Below are 15,342 nucleotides of genomic sequence, written 5' to 3'. Positions count from 1 at the left end.
AGATACACTGCCTCTAGCCGCTTTTTTATGTATCTACTTATAAATGATTTCAAAAAAGATGGATTTCACTTCAAAACTCAATGTGAAATCCATCTTTTTTATTTTTGGCTAGTTATGTCCCAGCCTCATTTTGGTCTTCAGAATTCAATATGACAATCAAACATACTGCTACAACCTGTCGCATATGGTCAGCTTCTGGAAGATGCACTTCCTTTTATGTAATTTAAACACCCCTGGCATACAATATACCAGGGGTGTTATAAATATACATCCTATTTACTTTCTTTTATAATTTTTATGGTTTACCACTGTTTTAATCGGTTCTCCAGTTGTAGGATGATTTCCAATACGAACAATAACAGAATTTTCGCGTACAATAAGTACTTCTGCTTTCTTACCTTTCTGCTCTCCCCGAACAATACTAATTGTTTCACCGACTTCAGCTATATTTTCTGCTTTCACCGGCTGTTGTTCTACGTTTTCTTCTTCCATGTTATAACCTCCTTTAAAATCGCAGAAGACGAGTTATTTAACCTATCTATCGTAACATAAGTGTAAAAGGATTCACATTTTTTTTCAAAAGAAACGCTAAAAATTTAGACCTTTGTTCGAATCTTATATAACCAAGGTATCTTTAAGGAGGAATTTGTTATGAACCTTGTTTATGAACCAACATGGGATAAAGCACTCCCAGATATTGACCGTCGCAAAATAGAACAAAAATTTCAAAGTTTAGTACGATTAGGTGAAACGGACAAACAGCTTTCATTTACCCCTTTATGGCAAGCAATAAATCATCGTTCAGATTTATTGGTTACTGTTTTGATTAATAACTATAGCGAGAAAGAGTTTTCATTTAAAAATATAACATTGCAGTACGTAGAAGATGATGATGTCAAAGCGACAAATACCTTTACGCTAAAAAGGGTTATAGTGCCACCAGATTCCAGCATGCCTTGGACCTTTATTTTTCCAGAGACAACTTTTACAGAAAAATCCATTCGCTTAGGCGGCTACCTAGTTTATAAATAGTATATTACTTGGATTTTCATGCATACGTAGGGACTTTTACTATAGGGAACCGGGAGTTTACTATCATTTTTCATTTAAATTCTTTTCCAGAATTTAAATTCACGTAATCCTATGCTATATTTGAAAATATGATTCCATTAATAGGAACCTAAAAATTTCATAGTCCTTTTCTTACAAGACGGAAGACTCGAATAGTTTTGCTGAAAGATTTTAGACTTGCTAGACCAAAGAATAAGACTGCATAATTATTCATTTTTTAAAAGGTTGTTCAAAAAGCCCAGTAAAAATAGCGCTACGAATTTCTTCGTTAGCTTGCTTTTCCGCTACTCACTTTTTGAACACGTACTTTAAGAACAAAATAGTATAACTTTTCAAATCAATTCTTTATACTAGGATATAGCTGACTAACTTCAAGTGCCAACAACTATGAGATTTTAAGTTTACATCACGACAATACTCACTCAAATGACAGGAGATGATAATTTTGAGTATGACTCCAACTTCGAACAGAACTTTAAATTTTATTGATGAATTTACATTGTCTGAAAAAACGAATTTAAATATTTCTATTATATCTTTGAGAGACTTAGATGATTTCAAAATTGAACCCTCAAACACACCTGACCTAGTTATGATTCCGATATACCAATACAACGATATCACACAAATTCTCGAACAGGAAGAGTTAAAAAATGTAAAAACTGCAATTATCTTGCCAAATTTGCATATGAAAGACACTATTCGTCTATACGAATTAGATATCGATGGCTATTTTGTTAAAAACATGAGTCTAAATGAAATTATTTCGGGAATCCGTTTTGTTCACGAAGGATATATTTACGTCTATCCTGAATTAGCTAAAGATCTGTACGAAGAGTTTTTGAACCTTTCTTACACATTACAATCTCGTCCCGAAGGCCTGCTAACAAAACGAGAATGGGATGTGTTACTTGAGATTTCACGCGGAAATAATAACGAAATGATCGCGAGAAATTTAGAGATTTCCGATAAAACCGTTAAAAATCATGTCACAACTGTTTTACGTAAGCTTCATGTAAATGATCGAACAAACGCCATGCTTCTAGCATACCGCAAAGGGTGGATATAATCAGTTGTTGAAGAAAACGAGAAGTCCTATGAATTTAGCAGACTTCTCGTTTTTTATAAGTATCAAAACGCTCGATGCCTATACTGTTTTAGTTAGCTGCCTTGAGACAATTCATTTTGCACTTGTTGAATTTCTTGAGGACTTGCTGCCTTAGCAGGCTTATAATAACCATTTTGTAACGCGTATTGATAAACTTTTAGCTGGCGTGCTTCATCACGGTCTCTCAGTTCAATAAATTTCTGACGAAGCTGAGGATTGTTAGATTCTGTAATATAACCTGCATAGCCCTTTAGACTTGCACCCAGCCCATTTAAATAATCATTCACAATATCTTTATCTTGAAACATTCCCAATCACCCTCCTATTGTAAAAATGACATCAATTGTTGTTGCGCGTTGCGTGCATCCTGAGCGTCAAATTGGAGTATTGATTTCAGCGCTGGATCTTGCACTTGCTCCGCATAAGCTTCCAACTTATTAATGATCATTCCATGCTCTCCAATGACTTTCCGCAATGTTTCCAGTTCTGTTTGCGTTAATTGGTTCATTAAACAAACCCCTTTCCAAAAACTTATCGGGGTTATTATGCCCAAAGAATCACTTTATATGCTAATAAGAGGGTCTATTATTGCTTTATCCGATGCAGCACTCTATTCGTGCTTTACGATTAGGCATTGTAGTAGAGATATGTCATTTTCACCGGGCTTTTGAACCATGTCTTTAAAGTCATAGTTGTTCCGGATAAAAGGTCATGTGCTTCTTTTTGTTTTGATAATAGGTTAATCGGTCCTGAAGCGTCCCTGTATGCAACTCAAACTTATGCCCATCTAAATCCGTAAAATAAATGGATTGCTTGTCCTCTTCTGACCGCTCTCTCCCTTCTAATATAGGAACATCTAATTGTTTCAAATGCTTCTCCCATGCCTTAAAATCCTCTGCCTTAATGGAGAATGCCATATGTGTATAGGAAGCATGAATCTCGTTACGGGGAATATCTTTCTCTTCGTTAAGCGCAAGCCAAATTCCGCTTAAATCGAAATAAGCGGTAGAGCGTCCTTTTACAAGTAATTTTGCATCAAATACATTTTGGTAAAACGCGACAGCCTTCTCTAAATCAGAAACAGAGAATAAAGTGAAACTTCATTCAGTGGGGTTCTTTTCACCCCACTGAATGGTAGTTGAGCCAATTGGGCCGCTACTGGCTGTTTGATCTCACACTTAGAAGTTTCGAGTCTACTCTAATCTTAACGTGGAGTCTTACAGCCAGTTGCACTGCGGAAGAATATGGTTTATACCTTGAATTTGGATGGAAGATCCCTCCTCTTACGCATCTAGTTTTAACACTTCAATTGTTGGTTTCGGCTCATACCCATAGATTTCTTTCTGCTTATAAGAATGAATATCTTCATAAATGATCGTCATGTAATCTAATAGCTGTTGATCTGTCTTCTCCTGCTCGTCCCAATACATAATATCTAGCTTCGTTTCCGAACGAGACACTAACGCTTGGAAGTAGTACGAAATAGCTCTCGAAACCTTAAATCCTTCACGGAAATAGAAGCGCAGACGTTTCTCTGTATCCTCGTCATCTTCGTTTACTGGCTCGACTTCCAATAGGATTGTTTTCTTCTTATCTTTTAGCTTCTGAATCAGTTTTTTGCCTATTCCTCTTCCACGCGCCTTCTCAGAGACCCATAAGAAATCAACAAAGACAAATTCCGTATATTCTGCGTACATCATTATATGTAAATCACTTTCATCTTTATAATAATGATTCGGCTTATCTCTCAGTAAAGCTTCTAATTGCTCTTTTGCTTTCATTTCCTCCTCTGGGAAATATTCATTTAATCGTTGGAACCAATTCATTTTAAAACCTCCTGCTATATTACCCCTTTATTATAAAACAAAAGATCAGCCAATGGGAGTATTTGTTCTTTTATCACTGGATTAGTCAGTAGAATGAATTTGGGTATTTACACAATTGATCTATCGCATCAGTAGGACGAGAGATTAGGGAAAGTTATACCACGAGTCAGGCTAAGGAAAAAGCTTCTTCTTTCACATCATCTAAATGCCTTCGCTCCCCTATCTTCTCCCTCATCTAGACATCCCATACTTGACAATACAGCAGTAAAAAGCCGATGACGATGTTTGTCATCAGGCTTCATTACTGTAAGAATTTTTTATATTCCGTATGCTGGTACCAATAGTGATTACACATTGATACACGGAGTGATTTTCCAAAAACCAAATGGTATTAAAAAATTATACGTTTCTTCCTACCTTTTCATCGATCTCTTTTTGAAGTCCTTTTAATACTTCCATGACAGCAAAGCTTTCACTCTGCTTCTCTCCATATTTACGTACATTTATTGTCTTTTTCTCTTCCTCTTCGTCACCAACAACAAAAATAAAAGGAATCTTCTTCATCTGCGCTTCTCTTAATTTCAGTCCAAGCTTCTCTTCTCGAAAATCCGCTTCTATACGTACACCCGCGTGCTTAAAGGTATCCTTTAATTGGTTCGCATAAGGCTGATGAACAGAAGAAACAGGTAAAATCATAGCTTGAACAGGTGCCAGCCAAGTTGGAAAAGAACCAGCAAAGTGTTCGATAAGCATCCCTAAAAAGCGGTCGATTGAACCATAAATAGCACGGTGAATAACGACTGGTCTCATCTTTTCGTTATTCGCATTCACATAAGTTAAATCAAACTTCTCTGGCATCTGGAAATCCAGCTGCAGTGTTGCACATTGATGGCTGCGACCTAAAGCATCTTTGATATGAAAATCAATTTTAGGTCCATAAAAGGCACCATCTCCCTCATTTATCTGATAAGGCATCTCCATTTGATTCAAAACATTTTCTAACGCCTGTTCAGAAAGTTCCCAAGCAGCATCGTTTCCTAAAGATTTCTCTGGACGCGTAGACAGTTCCACAGCATAACTAAAACCAAACACACCATAAATTTTATCAATTAGGCCAATTGCTTTTTCCATCTCCGCTTCGATTTGGTCCTCTCGCACAAAAATATGTGCATCATCTTGGCAAAAAGTTCGAACACGAAGCAGTCCATTTAAAGCTCCACTGTATTCATGACGGTGTACTTGCCCAAATTCAGCAAGACGAATTGGGAGATCACGATAAGAACGAAGCTGTTGCTTATAAATTAACATATGCCCTGGACAATTCATTGGTTTCAATGCAAAGTTCGCATGATCCACTTCGGAGAAATACATATTTTCATGATAGTGGTCCCAATGCCCCGATGCTTCCCATAATCGTTGATTCATGAGAAGCGGTGTACGTACTTCTTGATAACCAGCTTTTATTTGCTCTTCCCTGGAAAACTGCTCCAACTCTTGGCGGACAATTTGACCATTTGGTAAATAGAATGGCATGCCTGGTGCTTCTTCGGAAAACATGAATAAATCTAATTGCTTTCCAAGTTTTCGGTGATCTCTCTTCTCTGCTTCCTCTAAAAATTGAAGATGTTCTTGTAAATCGTTCTGCTTAGCAAATGCAATGCCATAAATACGCTGAAGCATCTCATTATTACTATCACCGCGCCAATATGCTCCAGCAATTTTTCTTAAATGGAATGCCTTTACAAATCCAGTTGACGGTAAATGTGGCCCTCTGCATAAATCCGAGAAGTCTCCCTGCTCGTAAACTGTAATTGATTCATCAGTAGGAATGCTTTCTAATAGCTCTAACTTATACGGCTGATTCTGCTTCTTAAAATACTCCTTTGCTTCCTCTAAAGAGAGTTCATACGAAGTAATCGGGATATTCTCCTGAATGATTTGTTTCATTTCCTTTTCGATCTTCATCAAATCTGATTGATTAATGGATTCCTGAAACTTTATATCATAATAAAAGCCATGCTCAATCACCGGGCCGATACCGAACTGAACATTCTCTTTGCCGTAGAGGCGCTGAACAGCCTGTGCCAGGACATGCGCAGCAGTATGTCGCATAACTTTTAATCCTTCCTTCGAATCCAGTGTTAATAGCTCAATATGACTCGCTTCTAAAATAGGATAACTTACGTCCACAAGCTTGCCATTCACTTTTCCTGCTACGGCTTTCTTCGCTAAACTTATGGATATTTTTGATGCAATTTCTTTCAAAGAGATCCCTTTTTCTACTTTGTCTTCTCTTCCATCGGGAAATTTAATTGTCACGTCATTCATGATAATTTAACACTCCTCATTTTTTTGAATATAAAAAAGCATACCCTTCCCTCTATACAGAGGGACGAATATGCTCCGTGGTTCCACCCAATTTCCCATCAAAAAATTTGACGGCTTCATATGCAGTAACGTTGCATTTTACGGCGTTAGTTGTTACCCTAACACACTCAGAGGTGGTAAATTATCTTTTTCTGGTAGGGAGCTCTCAGCATCTGCTCCCCTCTCTTTAAACCTTCCAAAGTAATTCATGTCCTCTTCATCGTTTTGAAATCATAGAAAATCTCTTATTGTATTAAAAAAACACATCCCCCCTTCCTAAGAAGGGACGAATGTGTTATCTCCGCGGTTCCACCCAAATTTCCATCAAAAAAATATTTGACAGCTTCATTTTGCAGTAACGTTGCATTTTACGGCGTTAGTTGTTACCCTAACGCAGCTCAGAGGTGGTAAATTATCCTTTTTTGGTTAGAAAGCTCTCAGCATCTGCTCTCCTCTCTTTAAACCTTCCAAGGTAATTCATGTCCTCTTCATCGCTATTCATTAAATTATTTCATATCATACTAAATTTTTTAAATCTATGCAAGATTATTTTTTAACTTCAATGACAATCTTTCCTTTTGAATGGCCTGTCTCACTAAGCTGATGTGCTTCTTTTAAGCCTTCTGCCGTTAACGGATAATAACTTCCTATGACCGATTTGACTTTACCACTTTCCATAAGAGAAGCAATCTCCGCCAATTGTTTCCCATTTTCTCTTAACCATAAGAAATCTGCTTCAATATCTTTTTGCTTTGCTTTTTCCTGATCCGGCTGGCCTGAGACAGATACCAGTTTTCCACCTGAGCGCAGTACATTCATACTTTTATCTAAAATGTCGCCACCTAACGTGTCTACAACTAAATCATAATTTGAAAGTACTTTTTCAAAATCTTCCTCATTATAGTTAATAAATTGATCAGCACCAAGATCATGGACCAAAGCCTTATTTTTCTCACTGGCTGTTGTTGCTACATACGCTCCAGCATGTTTGGCAAATTGAATAGTAAAACTTCCAACACCTCCTGAACCGGCATGGATAAGTACTTTTTGATCCTTTTGCAATTTGCCAAAATCAAATAGACATTGCCAAGCTGTCAGGCCTGCAAGCGGCACAGCAGCAGCCTCCGTAAATGATATGGAATCAGGCAGTTTCGCTAATCGACTTTCATCAACCGGAACGTACTCCGCATACGTTCCTTGGGAAGTGGTTGCAGGTCTGGTAAATATTCGGTCTCCTGGTTTTACACTTGTTACCTTGTTTCCAACTTCCTTTACAATCCCCGCTGCATCCCAGCCAAGGATAATTGGAAAGTCCAACGAGATACCATCTTTAAGATAACCTTCCCGTATTTTCCAATCTATCGGATTCACCGAAGTAGCATAAACTTCCAACAACACCTGGTCAGCTTTGATTTTCGGTACATCCACATCGGCTTCCTTTAAAACGGAAGCATCTCCGTATTCTTCTATAATAATTGCTTTCATTCTAATCCACTCCTTTTTCAGATTAACCATGATCCTAATAACTCTCTTTCATCTTTTCCCTTCTTCTCTTTATTTAATCTTAAAACTGATTTCCTTATGGATGCATTGCGCTATGCACTACTTCCTATGCAAAAAAAAGAAAACTTCTAGAAATGCCTGTTAGGCTTTCTAAAAGTTTTATCTGCGAATTCATCCCTTCATTTTACAAGCTCCCATACCCCGGAACTTCCCGGTGTTTCACCTTTTGTCCACCATTTTGCTTGATAAGTCTTTCCATTATACGTTACCTTGTCTCCTCCAAGATAAACAAGATTAGCATCCCATTCTGGATAAGCTGGAATTCCTAGATCAGGCTCTTCCGGTCCCGGCTCCGTTCCTTCCCCACCAAAATTAGCATCAATGACATTATAGAAAGCATTCGCAGTATCATCAACATCCCAGACTCCTAAAATAACATGATAACCTGTGCGCTCTGGAATTGTCACTTGATGTGTTACTTTCTCCCCTGGTCTTGCTCCCCCATCATATACTTCATAAAACGGAACGAGCTCAAATTGATCTCTTGTTAGCGGTTGATTTGGATTCCAATCAGGCTTGGTGATATAATAATGCCATTTTGTTGTTGCATGCTTTGCTGTTAAGTGCCAAGTAAATGTGTTTATTCCCGAATTCAAATTCACCTTTGCCCATCGATCTGCCGTCTGTACATCCAATTCTGGAAATGCCCCTCCAGCAGAAGCTATTTTTCCATCTGGAATACTTGCTCCCGGAAATCCTTTTGGCGCTTCGAGACTTTGCGGCTCCCATTGAATGGCACCGCAATTTGTATTCACCTGTTCCTTACACAATAACCCTCTTGATTTCGGTTGCTCGATATAACCATGTGCGGCAGCTGCTCCTAAACCAACAAACATGAAAAAGACGAGTGAAACAATGGATGTTCCAAGATACTTCAGCGACCTGTCCTGAAATAACTTTTGCATAAAACTCCTCCTATATTTGTTTTAGACAGTTATGAATTAAGAAGCTAAAATCATCTAAGGTGCAAAGGTATCATTGACAAGGTAGAGTAATTTATAACCATCTTACATTTATAATACCATTACAAATGTAAGCGTCAACAAAGATTATAATGTTTAATACTAATGTAACATATTTAATATTTATGTAACAATTTATTTTTTCAATTGTGCCATCCTTCCCTCATATTAATCAGCAGTCTCCCATAACTTATAAAAAGGAGGCTTGGTCTATGCTTGAAAAATTAGCAAAAATAAATAACAAATGGGTGCGGCTGGCTGTATTAATTATCGTATTTTTAAATACAGCAGCCATGCTTTTCGGTTATCAACTCATTCCTCTTTCGAATGAAGAGCTTGTTTCGGTATTATCCCTAATTGCTTTATTTATATCAGAAATTTGGAATCACTGGAAAAATAACAGCTATACATCGTCTGCAAAAGAAGCGGATAAATTCATGGAAAAGCTTAAACAGTAAAAAGGAAAAAGCTGACGGTCAGGTGCTTACACATCCTTATCCAAGATATGCTTCCTTTACCGTCAGCTTTTGACCTTAATTCATTTCCCCATAAATCATTTCTAGATGACTGGGGAGCACTTCAACAGTCGCTGGTGTTTTATTTAAAAATTCTCCATCACAATCAATATTCTGTTCCGGTGAAGCTGACACCTCTAATCTGCTTGTCCGGAAATAAATAATATCATCATCTTCTTCATTCTCCGGATAATCATCCTGTATTTTGGCCTCCAGCCATTTTTTTAAATACTTCAGCTTTGCTTCTTTGACAATCAGCACATCCAATTTTCCATCTTGCACATCTGCATTTGGAAAAAAGGATTGGATTCCTCCAAGAAAAGATCCGTTTCCGACAACCAGCAATTCTGCTTGATCATCGTAATTTAGTTCCTTGCTGCGTAGCTTTAAAGAAAAAGCTTCATTTTGAAAGACCAACTTGGATGTATTCAAATAATAAGAAATTCTTCCAAGAAGCTGCTTATTTGCTTCATCCATTTCTTCAGCAACTTTTGAAATAATACCAATCCCCCAGAAATTTAAAAAGTAGCTTCTATGATATTTACCGACATCTACGCGAATACGTTTCTGCGAAATAATTTGTTCCACTGCCTCTAACGGTTTTTGGCTCATACCAAGTGTACGTGAAAAATCGTTGCAAGTACCTCCTGGCAAGATAGCAAACACGGGCCTATTTTCCAAAGGAACCAGCGCATTCATTATTTCAAAAACCGTTCCATCGCCTCCCCCAGCTATTAATAAATCGACTTTTTCCGCATATTTTTCAACAAGCCTTTTTCCATCATCTTCTTGCTCTGTCTGATAAATGGTAACTTCCTCAAATGCTTCCTTTAGCCGAGATTCAATTTCATCCAGCTCTTTTTCTAATTTTTGCTTTCCAGCTTGCGGATTTATGATTAAAGCGACTTTTTTCACCTTTTCCACTCCTCGCTAATTAAAAATATTACGCTTCCTAAGTAAGTACACGAAATCTTTTCCCCAACATTATACACGTAAAACAAACGTCTGTAGAACTGTAAGAAATAAAGCCAACCTGCTTTTTGAAAATCCGCTTAAAGTGTGTGTTCAAAAAGGAGGATAAAAAGGACCAAGAAGTTCGAGGCGGCGTAGCTTTGAGTAACGGAACGTATGCAATTAATACGTGAGTAGTGCTTTTGATGGGGCGAGTAATCGCAGTCCCAACGGAAAAGCAAGCTAACGAAGAAATTCGCAGTGTCATTTTTACCGGACTTATTGAAACTCCGCTAAAGAAAAAACTGATGAAACGTCATTAAAAAACGTCTCATCAGCTTCACCCTTATAACTTTACATTATTGCATTTGCTCTACATTACCTGTATCTTTATTGACGATGAACCAGCCATATGTGGAAGTATGTGAGGAATCGCCTTGTTCAATGATTTCAAATACTTGAATGACATAGTTCCCATTTTCATCCTGATGATCGGTTACTACATGGAAATCACCGTCCGTAATATTTAAATGCTGCTTCACAATACTTTCAGCTTTTGACTCACTCATTGGTGCAGTAGCGTCTTCCGGATTCTCCCCATCATCTTCCATTAAGTCTGAATCTTGATCCTCTCCAGATGCGTCAGAACCAGTTGTATCACCATTCCCATCCGAACTGGAACCATCTTGTTTCTGCTCGCTTGCTTCGTTCTCAGAGTCAGCACTTGTTCGGTTATCCTCTTGTTCATCTGCTGTCTTCGCATCGTTATCATTTATTGCATTCTCATCTGTTGTTGGATTCGCATCACCATTTGTTTCCTCTTCATCTGTTGAATCATCAGCTGCTGCGTTGTCTTCTTGACCGTTTGGATCAGTCTCTGCATCCGAATCATTATTTGAATCATTGCTTTCCTCTGCTGGAATTTCTTCTATCTCCACATCCGAGACAATCCATTTCTCCTCATCCCAGGATATAGAGTAAGTAACAATGATTTCATGGTCAGCTTGTTCTTGCTCTACTTCATACAAATCATCTTCTACCTTTTCAAACTGATACGCTTCTTTATCATCTAACCAGACGGGTGTTTCTGATGTATCTGTATAGATTAGACCTTCTTCATTCTCTTTAAAAAAAGTAGCAATAATGTCATCCGCTAATTCCTCCGACATAATAGTTACAAATTCTTCTTTAAGGTCCGCTACAGAATCAAAATCCACTAATTCTCCATCGTCCTCTACATTTTCAATAACCTTTTGATATGTATCCGCGTAGGTTTGTAATACTTCCTCTGCTTCTGCTTCCTCTAGTTCAGAAATTTCTACAGTCTGCTCTTCCGTTTCTGATGCTGGTTCTTGAACTTCTTCTTTCTCTTTATTACAAGCTCCCAGCAGTAAAGCGATGGCTATAACGATAACCATAAAAATTCTGTTTTTCACTTTTTTACCCCCATTCGTATTTCTCCTTTCTTATCATACACTTTTTCTATTAAATTAGAAATATCTATAAGGGTAAGTTCAAAAAGTAGCCAATAGTTATTTTCTTTTTTCAATCGTTAACCAGGGCCTACCCTCATCCCAATGAACTTGAACAGGAATTTTAAATGTTTCACTTAATAAATTATCTGTTAAAACCTCTTCTTTTTTACCAGTAGCAACTAATTTCCCGTCACGAACTAAGGCTACATGGGAAATCGCCTCAGTAATCTCCTCAATATGATGTGTCACATAAAGCAAATGTGTATCCTTCCTTAAATCTTCCATCAGCTCTAATACTTCTTCACGAGATAAAATATCCAAACCAGAACAAGGCTCATCAAGAATGAGAATTTCCGGCCTGCTCATAAGCGCACGACCAATTAGAACCCTTCTTCTTTCCCCTTGAGAGAGGACGCTGTATTTTTTTCCGCGCAAGTATTCTAATCGAAGGTCGGAAAGAATTTTATCCACCAACTGCCAATCGGATTCTGATACCTCTTCATATATACCAAAGGAAGCAAATTTTCCGCTTGCAATGATATTTTCAACGGGCTCCAGTTGTATCGTTTCTTGAAAACGGTCCAGCGCACTGCTTACATAACCAATAGATTTTCGTAATTCAGGTATGTCTGTTCGTCCAAAAAGCTGATCGAGTACAATCATTTTCCCTGACGTTGGATAGTTATAACCAGTAATAATGTTTAAAAGAGACGTTTTCCCTGAACCATTTAGACCTAAAATGGCCCAATGTTCTCCCTCTTTAATCTGCCAGTTAATCTCACTTAGAATTTCTTGATTATTTCTACGCCACGTTACGTTATTAAAATGAACAATCTTCTCCATTTCTCCTCACCTCTCTACAGTTGAAAAATCAGTAAATTATTATGCTAGAATACTAAAAGAGGATGTTCAAAAAGTCCGGTAAAAATGACACTTCGAATTTCTTCGTTGGCTTGCTTTTCCGTTCCTCACGTATTTTTTACATACGTTCCGGTACTCAAAGGCTACGCCGCCTCGAACTTCTTGGTCCTTTTTATCCTCCTTTTTGAACACACACTAAAATATGAACCTCTTATCTAGTGATCGCATCTAATGATTTAGTCGCCATTCTTTCAAATACCCTATTGCCAAGATAACTACCGGAATAATAGATATAGCAAGTACTACCCCAGATAAAGTTAAAGTCATATACCCCGCATGGGCAACAATCACTCCTGATAATCCACCGCCAATTGCACCTGCTAGCGATATCAAGACATCTACAGATCCTTGTGTTTTTGCACGGGTAATAGCTGAAGTAGCGTCTACCAGCATCGCTGTTCCACTAATCAAACCAAAATTCCAGCCAAGTCCAAGCAATATTAAAGCTGCCACATGTGCAACAATGGATTCTGGCGGTCCAAAAGCTGCTGTTACTCCAGCAAGCAACAGCGTAATACTTGAGATAAATGCCATGTTCACGCGTCCAATTTTATCCACAAGATAGCCGGTAATTAATGATGGAAGGTACATCGCTCCCACATGAAGCCCGATGACAAAACCAACATCATTAAGCCCGTGACCGTAATGCCCCATATGTATTGGAGTCATTGTCATAATAGCAACCATGGTAAATTGACTGATAATCATAACAAACGCACCAGCAAAAATTCCTCTTTTGTCTATTTCCAGGTGCTCTCCCTCAGTTCCTGATGAATGGGTATGGCTTAATTCCTTTGCAAGTCTAATCTCTTTAGCCACAAGAAACGGGTCTGGACGTAGTAAAAGGAAGAAGATAAGCCCAGCAAGAAAATATGAGGCGGCGGCTAATAAAAAAGGGCCAGCAAGCGCAGGTATACCAATAGACGTTGCCATATTCCCCATTATACTAACTAAATTAGGACCAGCTACAGCCCCTAGAGTACTTGATACCATAGCCATACTTACTGCCTTTGCACGCTGATCAGAATTTGCCAGATCTGTTCCTGCATAGCGCGCCTGTAGATTAGTTGCAGAGCCTGCACCATAAATCAGCAGTGCAAGGAATAGCAGAATAATATTTTCGGACACAGCCGCTATAATAACCCCTACAGCTCCAAGGGCTCCACCTAAGAATCCGGCAGTCAGTCCAAAACGGCGTCCATAACGTTGTGATACCCTTCCGACAAACAAGGCAGCTCCTGCAGCACCCAATGTAAATAACATGGAAGGCACCCCTGTTACACTGTCAGCACCTAATAAATCCTGTGCTAACAAAGCCCCAACCGTAACCCCTACAGCGAGACCGGCACCTCCAAAAATTTGAGCAAGAATAACAACAGTCAAGGTTCGTTTATACAACTGTTGTTGTTTTTTAGGTGATTCTATGTATTCTTTTATTTTTTCTTTCTGTTTGTTCAAACCCCAATCTCCCTTCTATATAACTATTAAAAATTATCAGAATATGAAAATCATAGCACCAAACACCTGATAGTTCAATATAATAGATGTATTCCGAAATCTTTAATAAATGAGCAGCCCATGGAGCCTATTCAAACGGCAATGCCCAACACGGATGCTCATAGCATACAATTATTTAAAAAGTCCCAATTAAGACCTTTTTAATAGAGATAATACACGATATCCATCTGATTCCATGCCACTATATGCTCCCATCCATTTAGGATAAGTCACCGGGATAATAGTCATTATAAATTGAAAGAGGTTCATCCAAACCATACCAGTTAAGAAATAATTAACAAAACCAGGGAAGGAATTAATATATATAAGGATTAAAAAAAATAATCGTACAAGCAGCTGATACCACCGGGCCTCCCAACGCAACGATCACACGTTGAAATTTTGTTATGTTCTCAGAACTGTTTATGTAATAACAAGTCCCAGATATCCCCCAATTAATATGGTAATGAATTCTTCCTATCTGGAAATTTTCCTTATTGGCATCAGAAAAATCACCTAGATGAATTTTTGCCTTACTTTTTTTGGTGATACCGATAATAGCTAGTGCGTGACCTGTTTCATGAATAAGAACAGTAAGAGGTAATCCGATCATACATAATAATACAAAAATGAGTGCATTCATATCCTCAATTTCCTCCCTTTTTTAAAGTATTATACCAATTCCGTATCATTTTAACATTAAAATTTTCATTTCAGGAAAAGGAACCCTTCGAGACAGAAGTATTCATCCGAAAAGCTAACCCGCTATACTTTAAATCTATAACCAACCATACGTTTTTAGTATATTACAGACTTTTATAAATAAGTCTATAATTAACACATTACGAGAATCATATGGAAAAAAGGGGAAACAAATATGTTGAATATAAAATACGATATTGTAGGTTCTTTTTTAAGACCTGAAGAAATCAAACATGCCCGCGCAAGCTATTTCAATAGAGAAATGGATTTGAAAGCACTGAGAGAAGTAGAAGATCAGGCAATTGCAGATTTAGTGGAAAAGCAAGTGGAACATGGTCTAAAAGTCGTTACAGACGCGCAGATGGTGGCATCTTGACTGGCTGA

Annotated in this window: 16 protein-coding genes, 1 pseudogene and 1 other annotated feature; of the genes and pseudogenes, 4 read left to right on the top strand and 13 right to left on the bottom strand. The window is 37.9% G+C overall.

The annotated features are described in order from the left end of the window. Positions 1 to 276: 276 nt before the first annotated feature. Positions 277 to 492: a DUF2187 family protein gene (locus KI343_RS07330; protein WP_212925772.1), complete on the bottom strand. Its 216-nt coding sequence runs from the start codon at positions 490 to 492 to the stop codon at positions 277 to 279. 159 nt (positions 493 to 651) lie between these two features. On the opposite strand from KI343_RS07330, the gene KI343_RS07325 reads away from it, so the two are divergent. Continuing rightward, positions 652 to 1,032, top strand: coding sequence for an SLAP domain-containing protein (locus KI343_RS07325; protein WP_212925771.1), 381 nt, complete (start codon positions 652 to 654; stop codon positions 1,030 to 1,032). 490 nt (positions 1,033 to 1,522) lie between these two features. Further along, the gene (locus KI343_RS07320) at positions 1,523 to 2,140 is read left to right on the top strand and encodes a response regulator transcription factor (RefSeq protein WP_212925786.1); all 618 of its coding nucleotides are present in this window, start codon (positions 1,523 to 1,525) and stop codon (positions 2,138 to 2,140) included. A 92-nt stretch (positions 2,141 to 2,232) separates the two neighbouring features. On the opposite strand, the gene KI343_RS07315 is transcribed toward KI343_RS07320, so the two are convergent. From KI343_RS07315 to KI343_RS07285, 7 genes and pseudogenes are all read right to left on the bottom strand, one after another. Further along, entirely contained in the window at positions 2,233 to 2,487 is a 255-nt protein-coding gene (locus KI343_RS07315; protein WP_212925770.1) for a spore coat protein, read from the bottom strand. A 14-nt stretch (positions 2,488 to 2,501) separates the two neighbouring features. Then, positions 2,502 to 2,687 carry a hypothetical protein gene (locus KI343_RS07310; RefSeq protein ID WP_212925769.1) on the bottom strand — a complete coding sequence of 62 codons (186 nt, stop codon included), beginning with the start codon at positions 2,685 to 2,687 and terminating at the stop codon, positions 2,502 to 2,504. A 178-nt stretch (positions 2,688 to 2,865) separates the two neighbouring features. After that, a pseudogene (gene fosB, locus KI343_RS07305) lies at positions 2,866 to 3,267 on the bottom strand (metallothiol transferase FosB); the annotation flags it as partial. 195 nt (positions 3,268 to 3,462) lie between these two features. Continuing rightward, positions 3,463 to 4,005: a GNAT family N-acetyltransferase gene (locus tag KI343_RS07300; protein WP_212925768.1), complete on the bottom strand. Its 543-nt coding sequence runs from the start codon at positions 4,003 to 4,005 to the stop codon at positions 3,463 to 3,465. A 399-nt stretch (positions 4,006 to 4,404) separates the two neighbouring features. Beyond that, positions 4,405 to 6,336 carry a threonine--tRNA ligase gene (thrS, locus tag KI343_RS07295; protein WP_244856804.1) on the bottom strand — a complete coding sequence of 644 codons (1,932 nt, stop codon included), beginning with the start codon at positions 6,334 to 6,336 and terminating at the stop codon, positions 4,405 to 4,407. A gap of 315 nt (positions 6,337 to 6,651) precedes the next feature. Further along, positions 6,652 to 6,873, bottom strand: a binding site (T-box leader). Positions 6,874 to 6,918: 45 nt separating this feature from the next. Continuing rightward, positions 6,919 to 7,857, bottom strand: a complete 939-nt coding sequence (locus KI343_RS07290) for an NADP-dependent oxidoreductase (protein WP_212925766.1) — start codon at positions 7,855 to 7,857, stop codon at positions 6,919 to 6,921. A gap of 197 nt (positions 7,858 to 8,054) precedes the next feature. Further along, entirely contained in the window at positions 8,055 to 8,840 is a 786-nt protein-coding gene (locus KI343_RS07285) for a lytic polysaccharide monooxygenase (protein ID WP_212925765.1), read from the bottom strand. 269 nt (positions 8,841 to 9,109) lie between these two features. On the opposite strand from KI343_RS07285, the gene KI343_RS07280 reads away from it, so the two are divergent. Further along, positions 9,110 to 9,355 carry a phage holin gene (locus KI343_RS07280; protein ID WP_212925764.1) on the top strand — a complete coding sequence of 82 codons (246 nt, stop codon included), beginning with the start codon at positions 9,110 to 9,112 and terminating at the stop codon, positions 9,353 to 9,355. 75 nt (positions 9,356 to 9,430) lie between these two features. Here KI343_RS07280 and KI343_RS07275 read toward each other — a convergent pair whose 3' ends face one another. The 5 genes from KI343_RS07275 to KI343_RS07255 form a co-directional block, all read right to left on the bottom strand. Beyond that, complete coding sequence (locus KI343_RS07275; protein WP_212925763.1) at positions 9,431 to 10,327, bottom strand: diacylglycerol/lipid kinase family protein; 897 nt, start codon at positions 10,325 to 10,327, stop codon at positions 9,431 to 9,433. A gap of 395 nt (positions 10,328 to 10,722) precedes the next feature. Next, positions 10,723 to 11,799, bottom strand: coding sequence for a hypothetical protein (locus tag KI343_RS07270; RefSeq protein WP_212925762.1), 1,077 nt, complete (start codon positions 11,797 to 11,799; stop codon positions 10,723 to 10,725). 96 nt (positions 11,800 to 11,895) lie between these two features. Continuing rightward, positions 11,896 to 12,681 carry an ABC transporter ATP-binding protein gene (locus KI343_RS07265; RefSeq protein ID WP_212925761.1) on the bottom strand — a complete coding sequence of 262 codons (786 nt, stop codon included), beginning with the start codon at positions 12,679 to 12,681 and terminating at the stop codon, positions 11,896 to 11,898. 246 nt (positions 12,682 to 12,927) lie between these two features. Further along, positions 12,928 to 14,217: an MFS transporter gene (locus KI343_RS07260; protein WP_212925760.1), complete on the bottom strand. Its 1,290-nt coding sequence runs from the start codon at positions 14,215 to 14,217 to the stop codon at positions 12,928 to 12,930. 355 nt (positions 14,218 to 14,572) lie between these two features. Continuing rightward, positions 14,573 to 14,899, bottom strand: coding sequence for a hypothetical protein (locus KI343_RS07255; RefSeq protein ID WP_212925759.1), 327 nt, complete (start codon positions 14,897 to 14,899; stop codon positions 14,573 to 14,575). A 234-nt stretch (positions 14,900 to 15,133) separates the two neighbouring features. Between KI343_RS07255 and KI343_RS07250 the strand changes: the two genes are divergently transcribed. Beyond that, positions 15,134 to 15,334 carry a hypothetical protein gene (locus KI343_RS07250; protein WP_212925758.1) on the top strand — a complete coding sequence of 67 codons (201 nt, stop codon included), beginning with the start codon at positions 15,134 to 15,136 and terminating at the stop codon, positions 15,332 to 15,334. Positions 15,335 to 15,342: the final 8 nt, after the last annotated feature.

Source organism: Oceanobacillus sp. J11TS1 (genome assembly GCF_018333215.1).
Classification (GTDB): Bacteria; Bacillota; Bacilli; order Bacillales; family Amphibacillaceae; genus Oceanobacillus.
Note: the sequence above shows the minus strand (reverse complement) of the source record. Positions and strands in the feature narration are given on the sequence as shown.

Excerpts from the sequence above, each read along its gene's own strand:
- KI343_RS07330 (WP_212925772.1), bottom strand. The coding sequence starts at position 492 with ATGGAAGAAGAAAACGTAGAACAACAGCCGGTGAAAGCAGAAAATATA.
- KI343_RS07325 (WP_212925771.1), top strand. The coding sequence starts at position 652 with ATGAACCTTGTTTATGAACCAACATGGGATAAAGCACTCCCAGATATT.
- KI343_RS07320 (WP_212925786.1), top strand. The coding sequence starts at position 1,523 with ATGACTCCAACTTCGAACAGAACTTTAAATTTTATTGATGAATTTACA.
- KI343_RS07315 (WP_212925770.1), bottom strand. The coding sequence starts at position 2,487 with ATGTTTCAAGATAAAGATATTGTGAATGATTATTTAAATGGGCTGGGT.
- KI343_RS07310 (WP_212925769.1), bottom strand. The coding sequence starts at position 2,687 with ATGAACCAATTAACGCAAACAGAACTGGAAACATTGCGGAAAGTCATT.
- KI343_RS07300 (WP_212925768.1), bottom strand. The coding sequence starts at position 4,005 with ATGAATTGGTTCCAACGATTAAATGAATATTTCCCAGAGGAGGAAATG.
- KI343_RS07290 (WP_212925766.1), bottom strand. The coding sequence starts at position 7,857 with ATGAAAGCAATTATTATAGAAGAATACGGAGATGCTTCCGTTTTAAAG.
- KI343_RS07285 (WP_212925765.1), bottom strand. The coding sequence starts at position 8,840 with ATGCAAAAGTTATTTCAGGACAGGTCGCTGAAGTATCTTGGAACATCC.
- KI343_RS07280 (WP_212925764.1), top strand. The coding sequence starts at position 9,110 with ATGCTTGAAAAATTAGCAAAAATAAATAACAAATGGGTGCGGCTGGCT.
- KI343_RS07265 (WP_212925761.1), bottom strand. The coding sequence starts at position 12,681 with ATGGAGAAGATTGTTCATTTTAATAACGTAACGTGGCGTAGAAATAAT.
- KI343_RS07255 (WP_212925759.1), bottom strand. The coding sequence starts at position 14,899 with ATGAATGCACTCATTTTTGTATTATTATGTATGATCGGATTACCTCTT.
- KI343_RS07250 (WP_212925758.1), top strand. The coding sequence starts at position 15,134 with ATGTTGAATATAAAATACGATATTGTAGGTTCTTTTTTAAGACCTGAA.